Here is an 18,882-nt window from a genome sequence, read left to right on the forward strand (position 1 = left end):
GAAATATGAAAACAGCATATATAGTAAAAGGATATAGAACCGCCATAGCAAAGTCTAAAAGAGGTGCGTTCAGATTTAAAAGAGCTGATGAATTAGCTGCTGAAACTATCGAATATATGATGGAGCAGTTACCTGATTTTGACAAAAGTCGTATCGACGATGTAATTGTTGGTAATGCAATGCCAGAAGGTTCTCAAGGTTTAAATATGGCACGTTTAATCTCTTTAATGGGATTAAAAACAGAGGATGTTCCTGGAGTAACCGTAAACCGTTTTTGTTCTTCAGGAATAGAAACTATTAGTATGGCAGTTGCAAAAATTCAATCAGGAATGGCTGAATGTATTATTGCAGGTGGAGCTGAAAGTATGAGTTCTGTACCAATGACAGGATTTAAACCAGAATTAAACTACGATACAGTTGCAGCTGGTCATGCAGATTATTACTGGGGTATGGGAAATACTGCAGAAGAAGTTGCTAAGAAATACAACGTTTCTCGTAAAGACCAAGATGAGTTTGCTTTACAATCTCATTTAAAAGCATTAAAAGCACAAGAAGAAAACCGTTTTCAAGATCAAATTGTTCCTATTAAAGTTGAAGAAACTTATGTAGATGCAAACGGAAAACGCGCAACAAGAGAATATACAGTAACCAAAGATGAAGGACCTCGTAAAGGATCTAACATTGCAGGTTTAGAACGTTTAAAGCCAGTATTTGCTACGAACGGAAGTGTTACTGCTGGTAACTCATCTCAAACAAGTGATGGTGCTGCCTTTTTAATGGTTATGAGTGAAGATATGGTGAAAGAATTAAACCTTAAACCAATTGCTCGTATGGTAAGTTATGCTGCCGCTGGAGTACCACCTAGAATTATGGGAATCGGACCAGTTGCTGCAATTCCAAAAGCATTAAAGCAAGCAGGATTAAAACAAGAAGATATTAGCTTAATTGAATTGAACGAAGCATTTGCTTCGCAATCATTAGCTGTAATTCGCGAATTAGGATTAGATGCAGACATCATTAATGTAAATGGTGGAGCAATTGCATTAGGACACCCATTAGGATGTACTGGAGCAAAATTATCTGTTCAATTATTCGACGAAATGCGCAAGCGTAATATGCAAGGAAAATACGGAATGGTAACAATGTGTGTAGGTACTGGTCAAGGTGCTGCAGGTATTTTCGAATTCTTAAACTAACAACAAAAAATAACAAAAATGGCAGATTTATTAAGAGGAGGTCAATTCCTTGTAAAAGAAACAAAATGTGAAGATATATTCACACCAGAAGATTTTTCTGAAGAGCAAGTAATGATGAAAGAAGCGGTTAAAGAATTTAACGACCGTGAAATCATTCCTCATAAAGTACGTTTCGAACAGAAAGATTATGCTTTAACCGAAGAAACTATGCGTAAAGCTGGTGAATTAGGTTTCTTAGGTGTGTCTGTTCCTGAAGCTTATGGCGGATTAGGAATGGGGTTTGTTTCTACCATGTTAACTTGTGATTATATCTCAAGTGGTACAGGTTCTTTTAGTACTGCTTTTGGTGCGCATACAGGTATTGGTACTATGCCAATTACTTTATACGGTACCGAAGAACAAAAACAAAAATTTGTTCCTGCTTTAGCAATGGGTGAGCGTTTTGGTGCTTACTGTTTAACAGAGCCAGGTGCTGGATCGGATGCTAATTCTGGTAAAACTACTGCCGAGTTAACTGAAGACGGAAAACATTATAAAATTAACGGTCAAAAAATGTGGATTTCGAATGCAGGTTTTGCTGAGATTTTTATCGTTTTTGCTCGTATTGGTGATGACAAAAATATTACTGGTTTTATCTTAGAATATGACAAAGCAAATCCTAACGGAGTAACCTTAGGTGAAGAAGAACATAAATTAGGTATTCGTGCTTCTTCTACGCGTCAAGTATTCTTTAGCGATACTTTAGTACCGGTAGAAAACATGTTGTCTACTCGTGGTGGTGGTTTTAAAATCGCTATGAATGCATTAAATGTAGGTCGTATTAAATTAGCTGCTGCTTGTTTAGATTCTCAAAGAAGAGTAATCACTTACGCTACACAATATGCTACAGAACGTAAGCAATTTAAAACTCCTATTGCAGAGTTTGGTGCTATAAAAATGAAATTAGCTGAAATGGCAACTAATTCTTACGTAGGTGAATCTGCGTCGTATAGAGCTGCTAAAAATATTGAAGACAGAATTTCAATGCGTGAAGCAGAAGGAAGCAGTCATCAAGAAGCTGAATTAAAAGGTGTTGAAGAATATGCAATCGAATGTTCTATCTTAAAAGTTGCTGTTTCTGAAGATGTACAAGCTTGTGCTGATGAAGGAATTCAGATTTTTGGAGGAATGGGATTCTCAGAAGAAACTCCAATGGAGTCTGCTTGGAGAGATGCTCGTATTGCTCGTATTTACGAAGGAACTAACGAAATTAACAGGTTACTTTCTGTTGGTATGTTAGTAAAGAAAGCAATGAAAGGTCATGTTGATTTATTAGGGCCAGCAACAGCTGTTGGTAACGAATTATTAGGTATTCCTTCTTTTGATACTCCAGATTACTCAGAATTATTTGCTGAAGAAAAAGAAATCATCGCGAAGCTTAAAAAAGTATTCTTAATGGTTGCCGGTGGTGCCATTCAAAAATACGGACCAGACTTAGAACAGCACCAACAATTATTAACTGCTGCTTCTAATATTTTAATTGAAGTTTACATGGCAGAATCTGCTATTTTAAGAACTGAAAAGAATGCAAAACGTTCTGGTGAAGCTTCTCAAAAAGAGCAAATTGCAATGTCTCAGTTATATTTATACAACGCTGTAGATATCATTATCAAAAATGCTAAAGAAGGAATTATTTCTTTTGCAGAAGGTGATGAGCAACGTATGATGTTAATGGGTCTTAAGCGTTTTACAAAGTACGCAAACTACCCTAACGTAGTTGAGTTACGTAACACAATTGCAGAAAAATTAAAAGCAGAAAATAAGTACTGCTTCTAATCCTCTAAGAGGAATTAGGTAATAATATATTTCATAATTAGCCAAAGTTGTTAGCGTAACAATTTGTTATCTAACTGTAATAGCTAATTACTGATTTAAAATCTTCTTAAACTTTATAGGTTTTAGAATTTAGTTGTTTGTTTAAAGATCGTCAAATTAATTTTTGACGGTCTTTTTTTATTCCCTTAACTTTAAGTTATTAATAGTATTTTTAAACAATAGTTTTTGTTATAAAAACCTCACCCAACAAAAAATAAAACTTTCCTCTTATTTATAACTCAATAAGATTACTTGTACAAACAAAATACATTATGAAAATCAGAAAAGTAGTATTCAAGAATTTTAACCTCGCGCCAATATTTTTAGTTTTCATCATATTCTTTACTAATTGTCATAAAGAGAACAAATTAAATCAAACTAAAAATGAATCTATTGGCCCTAAAAATGGAACGCTTTTAATTGGTGGAGGAGGAATGACTGATGAAATGTGGCAAGTATTTTATGAATTAGCAGGAGAAAAATCGGCAAAACTTGTGGTAATCCCAACTGCTTTTGATGAAAACTCGATAAATTACGATCCTGATTTTAAAATTTTAGAAAGACAATTTATTTCTCGTGGTTTTGACAGTATTAAGTTTATGCATACAAGAGACACACTTATTTCAAATAGTAATAATTTTATAAAACCGTTAAAAACTGCTACTGCTGTTTGGCTTACCGGTGGCAGGTCGTTTAGAACTTCGGCTGCTTATTTAAATACAAAAACACATACCGAATTAAAGAATGTTTTAAATCGTGGCGGTATTATTGGCGGTCATTCCGCTGGTGCTTCTATTCAAGGTTCTTATTTAGTAAGAGGTGGACGAAAACCAAATGATAATTATAAAATCTTTAATGATTTTAATACTGGTTTTGGTTTTGTTACAAACACAACTTTCGACCAACATCACTTAGAAAGAAACCGACAGTATGATATGTTTAAGTTATTAAAAGTTGAACCAAAATTATTGGGTATCGGTGTTGATGAGAACACGGCTATTATTGTTCATAAAAATGAATTTGAAGTAATTGGAGATAAATATGTTGCTATTTACGACAACACTTTTTGGTCTAATTATTTTAATAAAATAGATTCATCAGAAACAGGGAAAAATAAGTTTTATGTTTTAAAAAATGGTGAAAAGTATAATCTAAAAAAAAGACGAGTACAACGAAATAAATTTATTAACCCCAAAAAAATCACTTCCAAAGAACTAAAAAAATATGTTGGTAATTATCTCTTTGAAAAAAGTAAAGTTTTGTGGAATAACATTTTAATTGAAAATGACACCCTTAAGTTTCAGGTTGTAAGGCGAAATATCATTCGAAAATCAATTCCGATTTATGCTTATGATAAAGATATATTTTTTGATGTTGATGCAGAGTTATGGTTTCATTTTAAAAGAGATAGCTTAGGTAAAATTATTAGTTTTAATAAACGAACACATCAATTTATAAATAGTAAGAACCGAAAATTTAATAAAACCGAATAATAGCTGTTTTACAAATATTTTATATCACATGGAAGATCGATATATAGAAACACACAAAACTTGGAATATTATTGCAAAACAATATGAGGAGAAGTTTATGGAGCTTGACTTATACAACGGCACTTATAAAATATTTTGCGATTTACTATCTAAAAAAAATACGGTTATACTTGAAATTGGTTGTGGACCAGGAAACATTACAAATCAAATTTTACGCCTTAACCCTACTCTAAAAATTTTAACTACAGATGTTTCAACGAACATGGTTTGTTTAACTAAAAAGAATAATCCTACTATTAAAACGCTGGTTTTAGATTGCCGAAACTTAAAAACGGTACAAAATACTTTTAATGGAATTCTATACGGATTTATAATTCCTTATTTATCAAAAAAAGATTGCTCAAAACTTATTTCAGATTGTGCTAACATATTAGATAATAAAGGTGTTTTATATTTAAGTTTTGTAAACGGGTATCCCGAGAAATCAGGATTCATATCAGGGAGTTCATGAAACAGCGTTTACTTTTATTATCATGAATTAGAAAAGATCAAAAAAGAATTAAAACTCCACAATATGCTTATTACCAACATAATTGAAAAAGAGTATAAAAAATCAGGTTCAACCTTTGAAACACACACTATATTAATTGCAAAAAAAAGCAATAATAAACAATGATAATTGTAAGTAAACTATTCTTATTTGACTACTTATAAAAAATTAATAAAACAACGTTAATAAGCGATAAACAAAGCTTAACAAAACGTGTTGCAATATTTTTAAAAAAATCTAATTAACGTATATTGCAACCTATTAAAAGTGAATATTATGCAAGAGAATAAAATAGTAAATTATATTAAAGATGTACTAAAAAATATGCCAGCAGGTTGGTTAAATATTACAACACATCGATTAGATATTTATAATGAAGAATTAGCAAAAACAGAATTTTTAGAGAAGTTTGAAACTTTATACAACAATAATAATTCTGAATTAAAAGCACTTGATCAGTTACCAACTGCATATGATTATATTCGTTTAGGACACCCGTTATCTTGTGTTTTAGAATGGGGAATTGCCAATTTAAACAATCTTAAATCAGAAAACGTAATTAGTTTTGATTCTAAGACAGTTCCTGTTTTAGCAATCTTAAGAAAAAATTTATTAGAAAATAAATACACTCAAATAGTTTATAAAGGTGAGTTACCTGACTATTTTGATATTGAAACTATTCAGCATGTTTATGGTTATAAATTTGAGTTGAAGCAACTTAAAGAAACAGCTGAAACTCCTGAATTTGATGGTAGCACAATATTCATTTCTCAGCAAGATGAAATTGGTTCACTTAACTTAAATACTGCTATTGATTTTTTCATCAATATTCATTCTCAAATAGGAAGTGTTTTAGTTATAAACGGCGAGAAGAACGAAAGTTATATTTCAGATATTCAGCATGTAAGAAGAAGAGAAACTGTTGCTATGACACCTAGTAATTCTCTTATGGCCTTAAAAGCTTTAACGAGCAAAACATCCATTGAAAATGAAAAAATTGATAGTTCAAATAAAGCGAGTGTTTTAAATTCTATTAAAAAAATTACTGGAGCCAATACAAAACCATTAGTAGCATCAAGCGGATTATCTATTCAGTATGCTATTTTAATGGGACTGATACATGACGCCCTAGAGAAAAATAACGGAAAAGATATAAAAATAATTGTACCGCCTAATTGTTATGGAGGAACAAATGACCAAGCAAGGCGTGTTGCTGCTTGTATTGAAAATGTTGAAATTGTAGATTTACCGGTAGATGGTGATAATGATATGGTACAGAGTATTGAAATTGTGTTGGCAAAAATCGCTAGCCAAGATGCTGTTCCGTATATTATTGCTGAAATACCTACAAACCCTAGAGTTGAAGTTCCTAACCTTATAGAATTGAAAGAAGTTTTAAGTAAAAAACGCACAACTTCTTCTGGAGAAATAGCCATTGATCCTGTTTTTATTCTAGATCAAACATTTTGTCCGAATGTTCATTTTTTAGGTGAAAATGAAATTCTATCAACTGTAAGAACAATTTCTTTTGCTAGTGGATCTAAATTTCCTAGTGGTGGACAATGTACTGCTGGTTATTGTATTGGTAACGAAAAAACAACTGCATTAATCGATAAAATAGAAATGCATTTAAATCTTTGCGATAATGAAGCTACAGAGTTTCAGTATGAAATATTAGCAAAACAAATGCCTTCTATGAATCAGCGAATTATAGATGCTTATAAAAACACCCGTGAATTTGTAAACTTTATTCAGGAGGTTTTACCTGCTGCTAAAATTAATTTTGTATCAGAAGAATTAGCTGAACAAGGCTTTACTCCTTCTGTTTTTTCTTTAGATCTTCCAACAAAAGGAAATTCTGATGAAGAAAGAGAAACCTATAAAAGAGCTTTAAATTTAAAGTTAATCAATTTAATGATTACTGAGATTCCGAATGAAAGTAAATACTGTGTAAGTTACGGACAATTAAAAGGTTGTTATTGGACGATACCAGCAACATCAACACAAGGAACCACTAAAGAAGGTGACAAAGATTATATTGCACGCGTGTCTCTTTCTCCTGATATGGATCTTGACCGTCATAAAAAAGTGTTTTTAGATTTTGTAAAAAACATCTAGTTAAAATCTTCCTATCATGAATATAAACGCCGAATTTAAAACTATAGAACATTATTTTTCTCCTAAGATAATATCAGAAGTAAATGATCAATATGTAAAATTAGCTAAGATTAAAGGAGAAGATATTCCTTGGCATAATCATGAAAACGAAGATGAACTGTTTTTTATTTCTGAAGGTTCTTTATTAATGGAAATTGAAAATAAGCCTAGTTTTACAATGACTAAAGGAGATTTATTTGTTGTTAAAAAAGGCGTAAATCATCGAGTATCCGCAAAAAAAGAATGTTTGATTATGCTTATTGAAAGTAAAACAACTAAACATACAGGAACTACAGAGTCGACTATTACGAAATCAATAGAAGAACAAAAATATTAATCATAAAAAAAGCTTCCAAATTTGGAAGCTTTTTTTATTCTAAGAGTAACTTAGTTACTTATTTTAAATCTCCTAAATAACGCTCAGCATCTAAAGCTGCCATACAACCTGATCCTGCCGCAGTAACTGCCTGACGGTATTCTTTATCTTGTATATCACCTGCTGCAAAAACTCCTGGTAAATTTGTCTTCGTAGACTTTCCTTTGGTTATTAAATAACCAACTTCATCCATATCTAAAACATCTATAAATAAATCAGAATTTGGTTTGTGTCCAATCGCTATAAAAACTCCTGTAACTGCGATTTCTTTTTTATCTTTTGTTTGGTTGTTTACAACACGAACACCTTCAACAACATCTTTTCCTAAAACCTCATCTAATTCAGTATTATATAATACTTCAATATTTGCTGTTTTATCTACACGGTGCTGCATTGCTTTAGAAGCTCTCATATGATCTTTACGCACTAGCATTGTAACTTTATTACAAATATTTGCTAAATACGTTGCTTCTTCTGCTGCAGTATCTCCTGCTCCAACTACAATAACATCCTGTCCTTTATAAAAGAAACCATCACACGTAGCACAAGCGGAAACTCCACCACCAATTAAACGTTGTTCACTTTCTAATCCTAAATATTTAGCTGTTGCACCTGTTGAAATAATGATTGTTTCAGCCTCTATCTCGATAGTTTCATCAACAATAACTTTATGAATACCACCAATCTCTGTACTTAGATCAACTTTCGTAACCATTCCAAAACGAACATCTGTACCAAAACGTTCAGCTTGTTTTTGTAAATCGTTCATCATTGCTGTTCCATCAGTTCCGTTTGGATATCCTGGGTAATTATCTACTTCGGTAGTTGTTGTTAACTGCCCCCCCATTTGCATACCTGTATACATAACAGGTTTCATATCTGCTCTTGCAGCGTATATTGCAGCACTGTATCCTGCTGGTCCTGAACCAATAATCAAACATTTAATTTTTTCTGCCATCGTCTTAATTTTTTTGGAATTACAAATGTAATTTTTTTTTAGTTCTATTATCTTTTTTTAATATATATTTTGATTATTAGGCAATAAACTAAAGCTATATTCTTTTCTGAAAATTTTTAATATTTTTTGTTTCAGATGTATTTATTTTTTATACATTTGCACACCGATAATTATTCGGGGTGTAGCGTAGCCCGGTCATCGCGCCTCGTTTGGGACGAGGAGGTCGCAGGTTCGAATCCTGCCACCCCGACTAAAATGAATACCAATAGAAACTAAAACCTTGTAAATCGTATGATTTACAAGGTTTTGTAGTTTTTGGGTTATCATAAGAATTGAATTAATATAGTTTAGTTTGGTTCACAATTCGGTTCACAGTTTCAAAACACAAAAAGTGTGAACCAATTGAAGCCTCAATAAACTGTATTTGAAATAGTTGATTTGACTTTCGTCTAAAAGAATGTTTAATTAAAAGACGACAACTATGAAATCACAAATTAATTTTACCTTATCTTTTTGGGTAAACGCAACACGTATTAAAAACAACCAAGTATCTGTATATGGTAGAATAACTGTAAATGGCAAAAGAGCTAATATTAGCTTACAACGAAAAGTTATTCTATCTGAATGGGATTCTAGAAGAGGAAGAGCAAAAGGTAATAAACAAGAATCACGTTTACTCAATAGATATTTAGACCAGGTTAAAAATAGAGTTTATACAGCATATGATGAACTTATAAAAGAAAAAGCATTTATCTGCTCTCAATCTATTAAAGCTCGTTTTTTAGGTGAAGACAATGAAGAATATTCTTTACTTACTTTAATCGATTATCACAACACTCAAATGAGTGAATCTTTAACTTATGGGACTTTAAAAAACTACTTCACAACTCAAAAGTATATCAAACTATTTTTGACTAATAAAAGAAAAATTCAAGACATATATTTATCTCAATTAACATATCGTTTTGTTGTTGACTTTGAAAAATTCTTGCGTTCATATGTTCCTTCAGACCATCAAAAACAGATGGAAAACAACACAGTAATGAAACATATTCAAAGACTCCGTAAAATGGTAACTTTAGCTTATAAAATGGAATGGATTGACAAAGACCCTTTTATAAAGTTTAAGCCCACTTATATTAAAAATGAACGCGAATTTTTAAGAGAAGATGAGTTACAAAAAATCATTGAAAGAAAATTTGATATAGAAAGATTAATCCTGGTCAAAGACTTGTTTATTTTTAGTTGCTATACAGGATTATCTTACATAGATGTTATGCAGCTAAACGAAGATAACATAAGTTTAGGAATTGATGGAGGTAAATGGATTATCACAAATAGACAGAAAACACACAATAAAGTTAAAATACCTCTATTACCAATAGCTGAAATTTTAATTAAGAAATATAAAGGTCACATTAAAACAAAAAAAACTAAAACATTATTCCCTAACATTTCAAATCAAAAATTAAATTCATACTTAAAAGAAATTGCAGATTTAAGTGGCATAAAAAAGAATCTTACTTTCCATATCGCTAGACATACTTTTGCTACTACTATAACTTTAAGTAATGGTGTGCCTATAGAAACTGTTTCAAAATTATTAGGTCATACAAAAATTGCTACAACGCAGATTTATGCTAAAGTTATTGAAAGAAAAGTTAGTGATGATATGGCTTCATTAAGAAGTAAATTAGAGAAAACTACTTACAGAAGTAAAAATATAGAAATAGGCAGATAAATTTGAGGTTTTAATTTTTTAACATACTATTTAATCTTTTTTGTTACTATTTTGTACCTTTGTATTCAGAATGTCAAAGTTATCACATAAAATATTAGCTATTTTAATGTCGTTTGTAGTTTTATTTTCTACAACTTCATTTGCTATCACAAAACATTTTTGTGGTGTGACTCTTGTAGATACTGCAATTTTTTCTGAAGCTTCAACTTGTGGGATGGAAAGTCAAAAAGATACTTCTGCAACTATTTCTGGTTGTTCAATCATAAAAAAAGATTGTTGCAAAGATGTACAAGTATTAATTGATGGTCAAGACGAAGTACAATTGCAGGTTGATAAAATATCTTTTAACCAAGAATTATTTATTACTTCGTTTATCTACACATACATTAATCTTTTTGAAAATTTAGAGAATAATGTATCTTCGTTCGAAGAATACGAACCACCACTCGTCATAAAAGAAATCTTCAAGATTGACGAGACTTATTTAATTTGATTTTTAAACAATAGACTATAATATCCTATAACTGCAATGTTATAAGGATAATTTGTTGTATTCGATGTTTTTCTAACATCTATGTCTAACTATTTAATAATCAAAATATAATGCTAAATAAAAGCATCAAATTCTTAATAGAAAATAAACTTGTCGCAGTTTTATTGCTCTTACTTTTTGTAGGTTGGGGTACTGTAAATGCTCCTTTTAATTGGAATATTCCATTTTTACCAAGCAATCCTGTAGCTGTTGATGCTATTCCAGATATTGGCGAAAATCAGCAAATAGTATTCACAAAGTGGGATGGTCGTTCACCTCAAGATATTGAAGATCAAATTACATATCCATTAACAACTTCGTTATTAGGTATTCCAGGAGTTAAAACAATTAGAAGTTCTTCTATGTTTGGTTTTTCCAGTATCTACATTATTTTCGAAGAGGATATCGAGTTTTATTGGAGCAGAAGTAGAATTTTAGAAAAACTAAATTCATTACCTAACAATTTATTACCAGAAGGTGTAAATCCTGCTTTAGGTCCAGATGCCACAGGTTTAGGACAAATATTTTGGTACACTTTAGAAGGTCGTGATGAAAAAGGAAACGTTACTGGTGGTTGGGATTTACAAGAATTGCGAAGTATTCAAGATTACTACGTAAAATACGGATTGTCGTCTGCAAGTGGCGTTTCTGAAGTTGCTTCAATTGGTGGTTATGTTCAAGAATATCAAGTGGACGTGAATCCAGAATTAATGCGTCAATACAATATTGGTTTAAATCAAGTTGTAAAAGCCGTTAAAAGTAGCAATCAAGATATTGGAGCACAAACTTTAGAAATCAATCAAGCTGAATATTTAGTTCGTGGTTTAGGATATATAAAATCGATTGATGATATTGAAAACGCAGTAGTTACATCCGAAGATTTTACAGCAATCAAAATAAAAGATATTGGTAAAGTTTCTTTAGGTCCTGCAACAAGAAGAGGTTTGTTAGATAAAGAAGGTGCAGAAGTTGTTGGAGGTGTCGTAGTTGCAAGATATGGAGCAAATCCTATGGAAGTAATTACGAATGTAAAAGCTCAAATTGAAGAATTAAAAGGAGGTTTACCAACAAAAGTTTTAGCTGATGGTAGAACATCACAAGTAACTATTGTTCCTTTTTACGATAGGACAGAATTAATTGAAGAAACTTTAGACACACTAAATGAAGCGTTAACATTAGAAATTTTGATTACCATTTTGGTAATTATTGTAATGGTTTTCAATCTTCGAGCTTCTATTTTAATATCTGGTTTATTACCTGTTGCAGTTTTAATGGTTTTTGTAACGATGAAACTATTTAATGTGGATGCAAATATTGTAGCACTTTCAGGTATTGCAATTGCGATAGGAACTATGGTTGATGTTGGCGTAATTCTCGCCGAAAATATGATTCGTCATTTAGATGATAAAAAGTTACAAACTCGTGAAGATGGAACAAAATATACTACAGACGAAGTAATTTATAATGCAACTGCAGAAGTTTCTGGTGCCATTTTAACAGCAGTTTTAACAACAATTATAAGTTTTGTACCTGTTTTTACAATGATTGGTGCAGAAGGAAAATTATTTAGACCTTTGGCGTTTACAAAAACAATGGCACTATCAGCTTCTTTGGTTATTGCTTTGTTTTTAATTCCCCCTTTTGCAGCTTATTTATTCAGAAAAACAACACTAAAAAAATCTTTTAATCATATTATAAATATCGCTTTAATAGTGGCTGGTATTGTAATTACAATTAGTGGTTATTGGTTGGGTGTAATTCTAATTGCTTTTGGAGTTAATGGTTTATTAGTTGTTATAGGAAAACTAAACAAGAAAAATAACAACCTTATAAATATCATTATTTCTTGTACTGCTATTATATTCTTACTTGCAGAATATTGGCGACCACTAGGTTTTGACAGAAGTATCTTTATCAACTTAATTTTTGTAGCCATTATTTGCTTTGGTATTTTAGGAATATTTTCAGTTTTTAGAAAATATTATAGTCAAATTCTACAATGGGCATTAGCAAATAAAGTGTTGTTTTTAATGATACCAACATCAGTTCTTATATTTGGATTTTGGATATTTTATAACACAGGTAAAGAATTTATGCCCTCTTTAAATGAAGGTTCTTTTTTACTGATGCCAACCTCAATGCCACATTCTGGTGTCGAAGAAAATAAACGCGTTTTACAACAATTGGATATGGCAGTAGCAACCATTCCAGAAATTGAAACTGTGGTTGGTAAAGCTGGTAGAACAGAATCTGCTTTAGATCCTGCACCTTTGTCAATGTATGAAAATATGATTCAGTATAAAACTGAATATATGAGAAATTCAGAGGGAAAAAGACAACGTTATAAAGTAAATGAAGATGGTGCTTTTGAATTGAAAAATGGTGGTTTTGTAACAAATCCAAATAATACTGAAAATGTCTCCTTGAGCGCAGTCGAAAGGTCTCAACTTATCGAAGATGAAGATGGAGAATACTACAGAAATTGGCGATCAGAAATTAGTTCTCCAGATGATATTTGGAATGAAATTGTCAAAGTCACCAAATTACCAGGCGTTACTTCTGCTCCAAAATTACAACCCATAGAAACAAGATTGGTAATGCTTCAAACAGGTATGCGTGCACCAATGGGAATAAAAGTAAAAGGGCAAGATTTAAAACAAATTGAAGCTTTTGGTTTGCAATTAGAGAGCCTTTTAAAACAAGCAGAAGGTGTTAAAGTAGAAGCTGTTTTTGCAGATAGAATTGTTGGTAAGCCATATTTACTGATTGATATTGATAGAGAAAAAATAGCACGTTATGGAATTTCTATTGAAGACGTTCAGAATGTTCTAAAAGTTGCAGTTGGTGGTATGCAATTAACTCAAACTGTGGAAGGAAGAGAACGTTATGGTATTCGAGTTCGTTATCCAAGAGAATTGCGTAATAATCCTGAATCGATAAAAGACATTTATATTCCTATTGAAAAAGGGAATCCTGTTCCTTTAAGTGAGTTAGCAACGATTAGATATGAGCAAGGTCCACAAGTTATAAAAAGTGAAGATACTTTTTTAATTGGTTATGTACTGTTTGATAAATTAGATGGTTTTGCAGAAGTTGATGTAGTAGAAAATGCACAAAAATTGTTTCAAAAAAAAATAGATTCTGGTGAATTAACGGTTCCAAAAGGCATCAGTTATAAATTTACGGGAACTTATGAAAACCAATTACGTGCAGAAAAAACACTGTCTGTTATTGTTCCATTGGCATTAGCAATTATTTTCTTGATTTTATATTTCCAGTTTAAATCGGTTGCTACATCATTTATGGTTTTTACAGCCATAACCATTGCTTTTGCAGGTGGTTTTATTATGATTTGGTTATATGGGCAAGATTGGTTTTTCAATTTTAGCTTTTTTGGTGAAAATATGCGAGACTTATTTAATATGAAAACCATCAATTTAAGTGTGGCAGTTTGGGTTGGTTTTATTGCATTGTTTGGTATTGCTACAGATGATGGTGTAGTTATGGCAACCTATTTAACACAAACTTTTAAACGTGAAAAACCTGCAGATAAAAAGAGCATACGAGCTTCAGCTTTGGAAGCTGCAGAAAAAAGAATTCGTCCTTGTTTAATGACTACTGTTACAACAATTTTAGCATTATTACCAGTTTTAACCTCTACAGGAAAAGGTAGCGATATTATGATTCCAATGGCGATTCCAATTTTTGGAGGAATGGTCATAGACATTACATCTTATTTTCTTTTACCTGTTTTATATAGTTGGAGAGAAGAATTCAAATTAAAAAAAGCAAACAAATGAAAAATTTAATTTTTACACTCATAAGTTTTTTGGCTTTTGGTTTTTCAAATGCACAAGAATTAAATGTACTTATTGAGCAAGCTCTTAAAAACAATCCAGCAATTCAAAAATTTGAACTGCAATATAATATTGCATCAGAAAAAGTGAATGAAGTAAATACATTGCCAAATACTGAATTTGGTGTTGGGTATTTTGTAAGTGAACCAGAAACCAGAACTGGTGCACAACGTTTTAGAATTTCTGTGAAACAAATGTTGCCTTGGTTTGGTACAATTACTTCCAGAGAAAGCTATGTTTCTTCTATGGCAAAGGTTAAATATGAAGATATTGTAATTGCCAAGCGAAAACTAATTACTTCAGTTTCCCAATCATATTATAATTTGTATGCAAATAAAGCAAAGCAAAATGTTTTAAAAGAAAATATAAAACTACTTCAAACTTATGAAACATTAGCATTAACATCCGTTGAAGTTAATAAGGCATCTATGGTAGATGTATTGCGTTTGCAAATGCGCCAAAATGAAATGGAGCAATTATTGGCAATTTTAAATCAACAGTATTTAGCAGAACAAACTACCTTCAATAAGTTATTGAATCGTGATAAATCAATTTTTATAAATGTTGTTAGTGATTTGAATTTTCCTGCAGAAAATTTTGATACCAAAACTAATAATTTATCAGTTCATCCAGAATTATTAAAGTACGATAGATTGTATCAATCTATAGAAAAATCAGAATTATTAAATCAGAAAGAAAGCGCTCCAATGATTGGTTTTGGTTTAGACTATATAAATGTTACAGAACGTCCAAATATTAGTTTTAGTGATAATGGTAAAGATATTTTGATGCCAATGGTAACCCTTTCTATTCCTATTTTTAATAATAGTTATAAATCAAAAACCAAACAAAACAGCTTACAACAAGAAGAAGTTTTAGCACAGAAGCAAGAACGAAAAAATAAATTAGAAACGTTTTTAGATAAAGCAAAAAACGAACGTATTTCTGCAAGAATTAGTTATAAAACACAAACTAAAAATCTGAAACAAGCTAAAAGTGCAGAAGAAATTCTAATTAAAAACTACGAAACTGGTACTATAGATTTTAATGATGTTTTAGATATTCAAGAGTTACAATTGAAGTTTGAAATGAATCAAATAGAATCTATAAAATCTTACTTCGTACAAACCACAATTATTAATTATCTAACCAATTAAATTATGGAAAGAAAAATTTTTATAAAAAACATGGTTTGTAATCGCTGTATAATGTTCATTAAAACAAAATTTGAAAAGTTAGATATTGAACTAAAACATATTGAGCTTGGTGCTATAATTTTCGAGGAAGAGTCAGAAAATGATTTCGAAAAAATTAAAACTGCTATAGAAGAAAATGGTTTTGAAATTTTATTAGGACAGGAAGAAAAGTTAGTAGAACAAACTAAAATAACAATTATTAAATTATTGCAGAAATTACCATTACAATTAGATAAAACACTTTCTAAATATTTAGAATTAAAATTAAATTTAGAATACTCAAAAATCAGTAAAATTTTTTCTTTAAAGGAGCATATTACCATAGAAAAGTATTTTATAAAGTTAAAAATAGAAAAGGCAAAAGAGTTGATTCAATTGCAAGAAAATAATTTTACAGAGATAAGTCAGCAATTAGATTATAGCAATGTAAACCATTTTAGTAGTCAATTTAAAAATGAAACTGGTATGAGCTTATCATCTTACAAAAATGAGCAGAGAAATTTCAGGAATCCTTTAGACCAAATTGTGTAGATATGAACCATAATTATAATACAATACCTTTTTGTTCTGTAGTAACTTTGATTACTTACAAAATGAATAATAAAATGAATAATAAAATGAAAACTAAAATAATTTCAATTTTTCTTATTGCTTTAACTACCATAGTTTTTGCACAAGAGAAACAAGTAACAGAAGGAAATATAAACAACCTTCCAGTAAGAGAACACACCATAACTTTACGTGAAGCAACTGTAAATAAAGCAGGAAAAGATGTTATGGGAATGACCGTTAATGGCACAATTCCTGGACCAACTTTAGCATTTACAGAAGGAGAATATGCAGTTATTTATGTAAAAAATGAAATGAGTGTAGAAACCTCTGTGCATTGGCACGGACTTTTATTGCCAAATTTTTATGATGGTGTTCCATACTTAAATACACCACCTATAGAACCTGGGCATACACAGAAATACGAATTCCTAATAAAACAATCTGGTACCTATTGGTACCATTCTCACACGATGTTGCAAGAACAAAGTGGTGTTTATGGCTCCATTGTTATTCAACCTAAAGAAAAATCGTTAGAATATGATAAAGAATTGGTATTGATGTTATCTGATTGGACTAACGAAAAACCAATGAGTGTTCTTAAAAATTTGAAAAGAGGTAACGAATGGTATGGTATCAAAAAAGGAACAGCTACACCATTAAATAAAGTGATTGCTCGTGGAGCATTTGGTGCACAACTTAATTTCTGGAGACAACGTATGGAAGGAGCAGATATTGCAGATGTATATTATCCAGCGTTTTTAATTAATGGGGAAGAAAACATTGAGTATGCAGATTTTAAACCTGGCGAAAAAGTAAGGTTACGTATTATTGATGGTGGTGCTTCAACCTCTTTTTGGATGACTTTTGGTGGCGAAGATCCACTGTTGGTTTCTGCGGATGGATTAGATGTTATACCCGTTAAAAAGAATAAAACGTTTATAGGTATAGCAGAGGCATATGATTTTATTGTAACCATTCCTGAAGACGGAAAAATAGAATTTAAAATTACAGCACAAGATGGTTCTGGTACAGCATCAGCATTTTTGGGAACTGGTAAAGTTTTAAAAGCACAAGAAATTCCGAAGCCAGACAAAATTGGAATGATGATGAAAATGGCAAAAATGGATATGAAAATGGGTGCACACGCATTAAAATATCGTCCAAGTAAAGATGAACGATTTAAAATAAAAGCTGAATATGGTATGCAGATGGATAAAATGGATGGAGAAATGAAGATGGATCATTCCAAAATGTCTGGGATGGATATGAACAAACCAAAAGATACTATGGCAATGAGTAAAATGAACCATTCTAATATGACAGGAATGGAGATGAAAAAAGAGAATACTATGCCAGCAATGAAAATGGAAGGAATGGATCTATTTGCTGAATATAACTACGATTATTTGAAGTCGCCAGAGAAAACCAACTACGATAAAAATGTTCCTGTAAAAGAAGTTTTATTAAACCTTACAGGAAATATGAATCGTTATATCTGGAGTATGAATGGTGTGCCATTATCTGAAGCTGATAATATCAAAATAAATAATAAAGAGGTAACAAGAATTACGTTCAATAACCTTACAATGATGCACCACCCAATGCATTTACACGGTCACTTTTTTAGAGTAATTAATATAAATGGTGATTATTCACCATTAAAGCATACAGTAAATGTGCCACCAATGCAAAAAGTAACTTTAGAGTTTTATGGAAATAATGGAGATGAAGCTGGCGACTGGTTTTTCCATTGCCATATTCTTTACCATATGATGGGTGGTATGGCAAGAGTAATGTCTTATGACACCCCAAGAGATCCAAGAATGGATGAATTTCCAGCTTCAAAAATTATCGCAGAAACAGATAAATGGTATTCTTGGGGATTGGCAGATATTGCTTCAAATAACACAGCAATTAATTTAACAACTTCTAATTTAAGAAATCAATTTAATGCATCTTTCGAATACGGATGGAACAAAAATTTGGAAGGAGAATTTACTTATGAACGCTATCTACACGATTATTTAAGAGTATTTGGTGGGGTAAATATAGAAAATGAAACACGTGGTAGTTTAGACAAATTAAACACTACAGCAGTTGTCGGTCTTCGCTATTTAACACCTTACTTATTCAATTTAGATGTTCGAGTAGATAATAAATTAAGACCAAGAATTGGATTAGGACGCAGTATAATGATTTTTCCTAAACTGTCTGTTTTCGGTTATTATGAATATCAAATAGATTTAGGTTTTGTAAATACTTTACCAACAAATAAAGATTTCACTTCAGAAACAGTTTGGAGCGCAGGAGCAGAATATATGCTATCAAGAAATTTCTCTTTAATGGCGAGTTACGACAATCGTTTTGGCGGTGGTGGTGGATTATCAGTAAGATTTTAAGAATGAATAGTAGTAAATCAA

At 31.2% G+C, this 18,882-nt stretch carries 13 protein-coding genes and 1 tRNA gene; 13 read left to right on the forward strand and 1 reads right to left on the reverse strand.

Translation table 11 applies throughout. The features are described 5' to 3' along the window. The first annotated feature begins 5 nt into the window (after window positions 1–5). The 6 genes from P2G10_RS01240 to P2G10_RS01265 all read left to right on the forward strand — a co-directional run bounded on the left by P2G10_RS01240 (window position 6) and on the right by P2G10_RS01265 (window position 7,587). Entirely contained in the window at window positions 6–1,196 is a 1,191-nt protein-coding gene (locus tag P2G10_RS01240; RefSeq protein WP_218773153.1) for an acetyl-CoA C-acyltransferase, read from the forward strand. An 18-nt stretch (window positions 1,197–1,214) separates the two neighbouring features. Then, the gene (locus P2G10_RS01245; protein ID WP_275314905.1) at window positions 1,215–3,011 is read left to right on the forward strand and encodes an acyl-CoA dehydrogenase family protein; all 1,797 of its coding nucleotides are present in this window, start codon (window positions 1,215–1,217) and stop codon (window positions 3,009–3,011) included. Window positions 3,012–3,322: 311 nt separating this feature from the next. Beyond that, window positions 3,323–4,543 (forward strand): cyanophycinase, encoded by a 1,221-nt coding sequence (locus tag P2G10_RS01250; protein WP_275314906.1) that lies wholly within the window; start codon window positions 3,323–3,325, stop codon window positions 4,541–4,543. A gap of 28 nt (window positions 4,544–4,571) precedes the next feature. After that, on the forward strand, window positions 4,572–5,054 hold the full coding sequence (locus P2G10_RS01255) for a class I SAM-dependent methyltransferase (RefSeq protein WP_275314907.1): 483 nt from the start codon (window positions 4,572–4,574) through the stop codon (window positions 5,052–5,054). A gap of 315 nt (window positions 5,055–5,369) precedes the next feature. Further along, window positions 5,370–7,211, forward strand: a complete 1,842-nt coding sequence (locus P2G10_RS01260) for a PLP-dependent aminotransferase family protein (protein WP_275314908.1) — start codon at window positions 5,370–5,372, stop codon at window positions 7,209–7,211. A 16-nt stretch (window positions 7,212–7,227) separates the two neighbouring features. After that, window positions 7,228–7,587, forward strand: a complete 360-nt coding sequence (locus P2G10_RS01265; protein ID WP_275314909.1) for a cupin domain-containing protein — start codon at window positions 7,228–7,230, stop codon at window positions 7,585–7,587. Between the two features lie 58 nt (window positions 7,588–7,645). On the opposite strand, the gene trxB is transcribed toward P2G10_RS01265, so the two are convergent. Beyond that, a complete protein-coding gene (gene trxB, locus P2G10_RS01270; protein ID WP_275314910.1) occupies window positions 7,646–8,584 on the reverse strand; it encodes a thioredoxin-disulfide reductase in 939 nt (312 codons plus the stop codon). A 175-nt stretch (window positions 8,585–8,759) separates the two neighbouring features. On the opposite strand from trxB, the gene P2G10_RS01275 reads away from it, so the two are divergent. From P2G10_RS01275 to P2G10_RS01305, 7 genes are all read left to right on the forward strand, one after another. Continuing rightward, a tRNA-Pro gene (locus P2G10_RS01275) sits at window positions 8,760–8,834 on the forward strand. Window positions 8,835–9,065: 231 nt separating this feature from the next. Further along, complete coding sequence (locus P2G10_RS01280; RefSeq protein WP_275314911.1) at window positions 9,066–10,325, forward strand: site-specific integrase; 1,260 nt, start codon at window positions 9,066–9,068, stop codon at window positions 10,323–10,325. Window positions 10,326–10,395: 70 nt separating this feature from the next. Further along, on the forward strand, window positions 10,396–10,818 hold the full coding sequence (locus P2G10_RS01285; protein ID WP_275314912.1) for an HYC_CC_PP family protein: 423 nt from the start codon (window positions 10,396–10,398) through the stop codon (window positions 10,816–10,818). 110 nt (window positions 10,819–10,928) lie between these two features. Beyond that, on the forward strand, window positions 10,929–14,657 hold the full coding sequence (locus tag P2G10_RS01290) for an efflux RND transporter permease subunit (RefSeq protein WP_275314913.1): 3,729 nt from the start codon (window positions 10,929–10,931) through the stop codon (window positions 14,655–14,657). Then, entirely contained in the window at window positions 14,654–15,871 is a 1,218-nt protein-coding gene (locus P2G10_RS01295; RefSeq protein ID WP_218773162.1) for a TolC family protein, read from the forward strand. Before P2G10_RS01290 ends, P2G10_RS01295 begins: the two co-directional genes overlap by 4 nt. Before the next feature lie 3 nt (window positions 15,872–15,874). Then, window positions 15,875–16,441, forward strand: a complete 567-nt coding sequence (locus tag P2G10_RS01300; RefSeq protein WP_218773163.1) for a helix-turn-helix domain-containing protein — start codon at window positions 15,875–15,877, stop codon at window positions 16,439–16,441. 86 nt (window positions 16,442–16,527) lie between these two features. Continuing rightward, a complete protein-coding gene (locus P2G10_RS01305) occupies window positions 16,528–18,861 on the forward strand; it encodes a multicopper oxidase domain-containing protein (RefSeq protein ID WP_218773164.1) in 2,334 nt (777 codons plus the stop codon). Window positions 18,862–18,882 lie beyond the last annotated feature (21 nt).

The sequence above is a fragment of the Tenacibaculum bernardetii genome, assembly GCF_029125915.1.
Taxonomy (GTDB): Bacteria; Bacteroidota; Bacteroidia; order Flavobacteriales; family Flavobacteriaceae; genus Polaribacter; species Polaribacter bernardetii.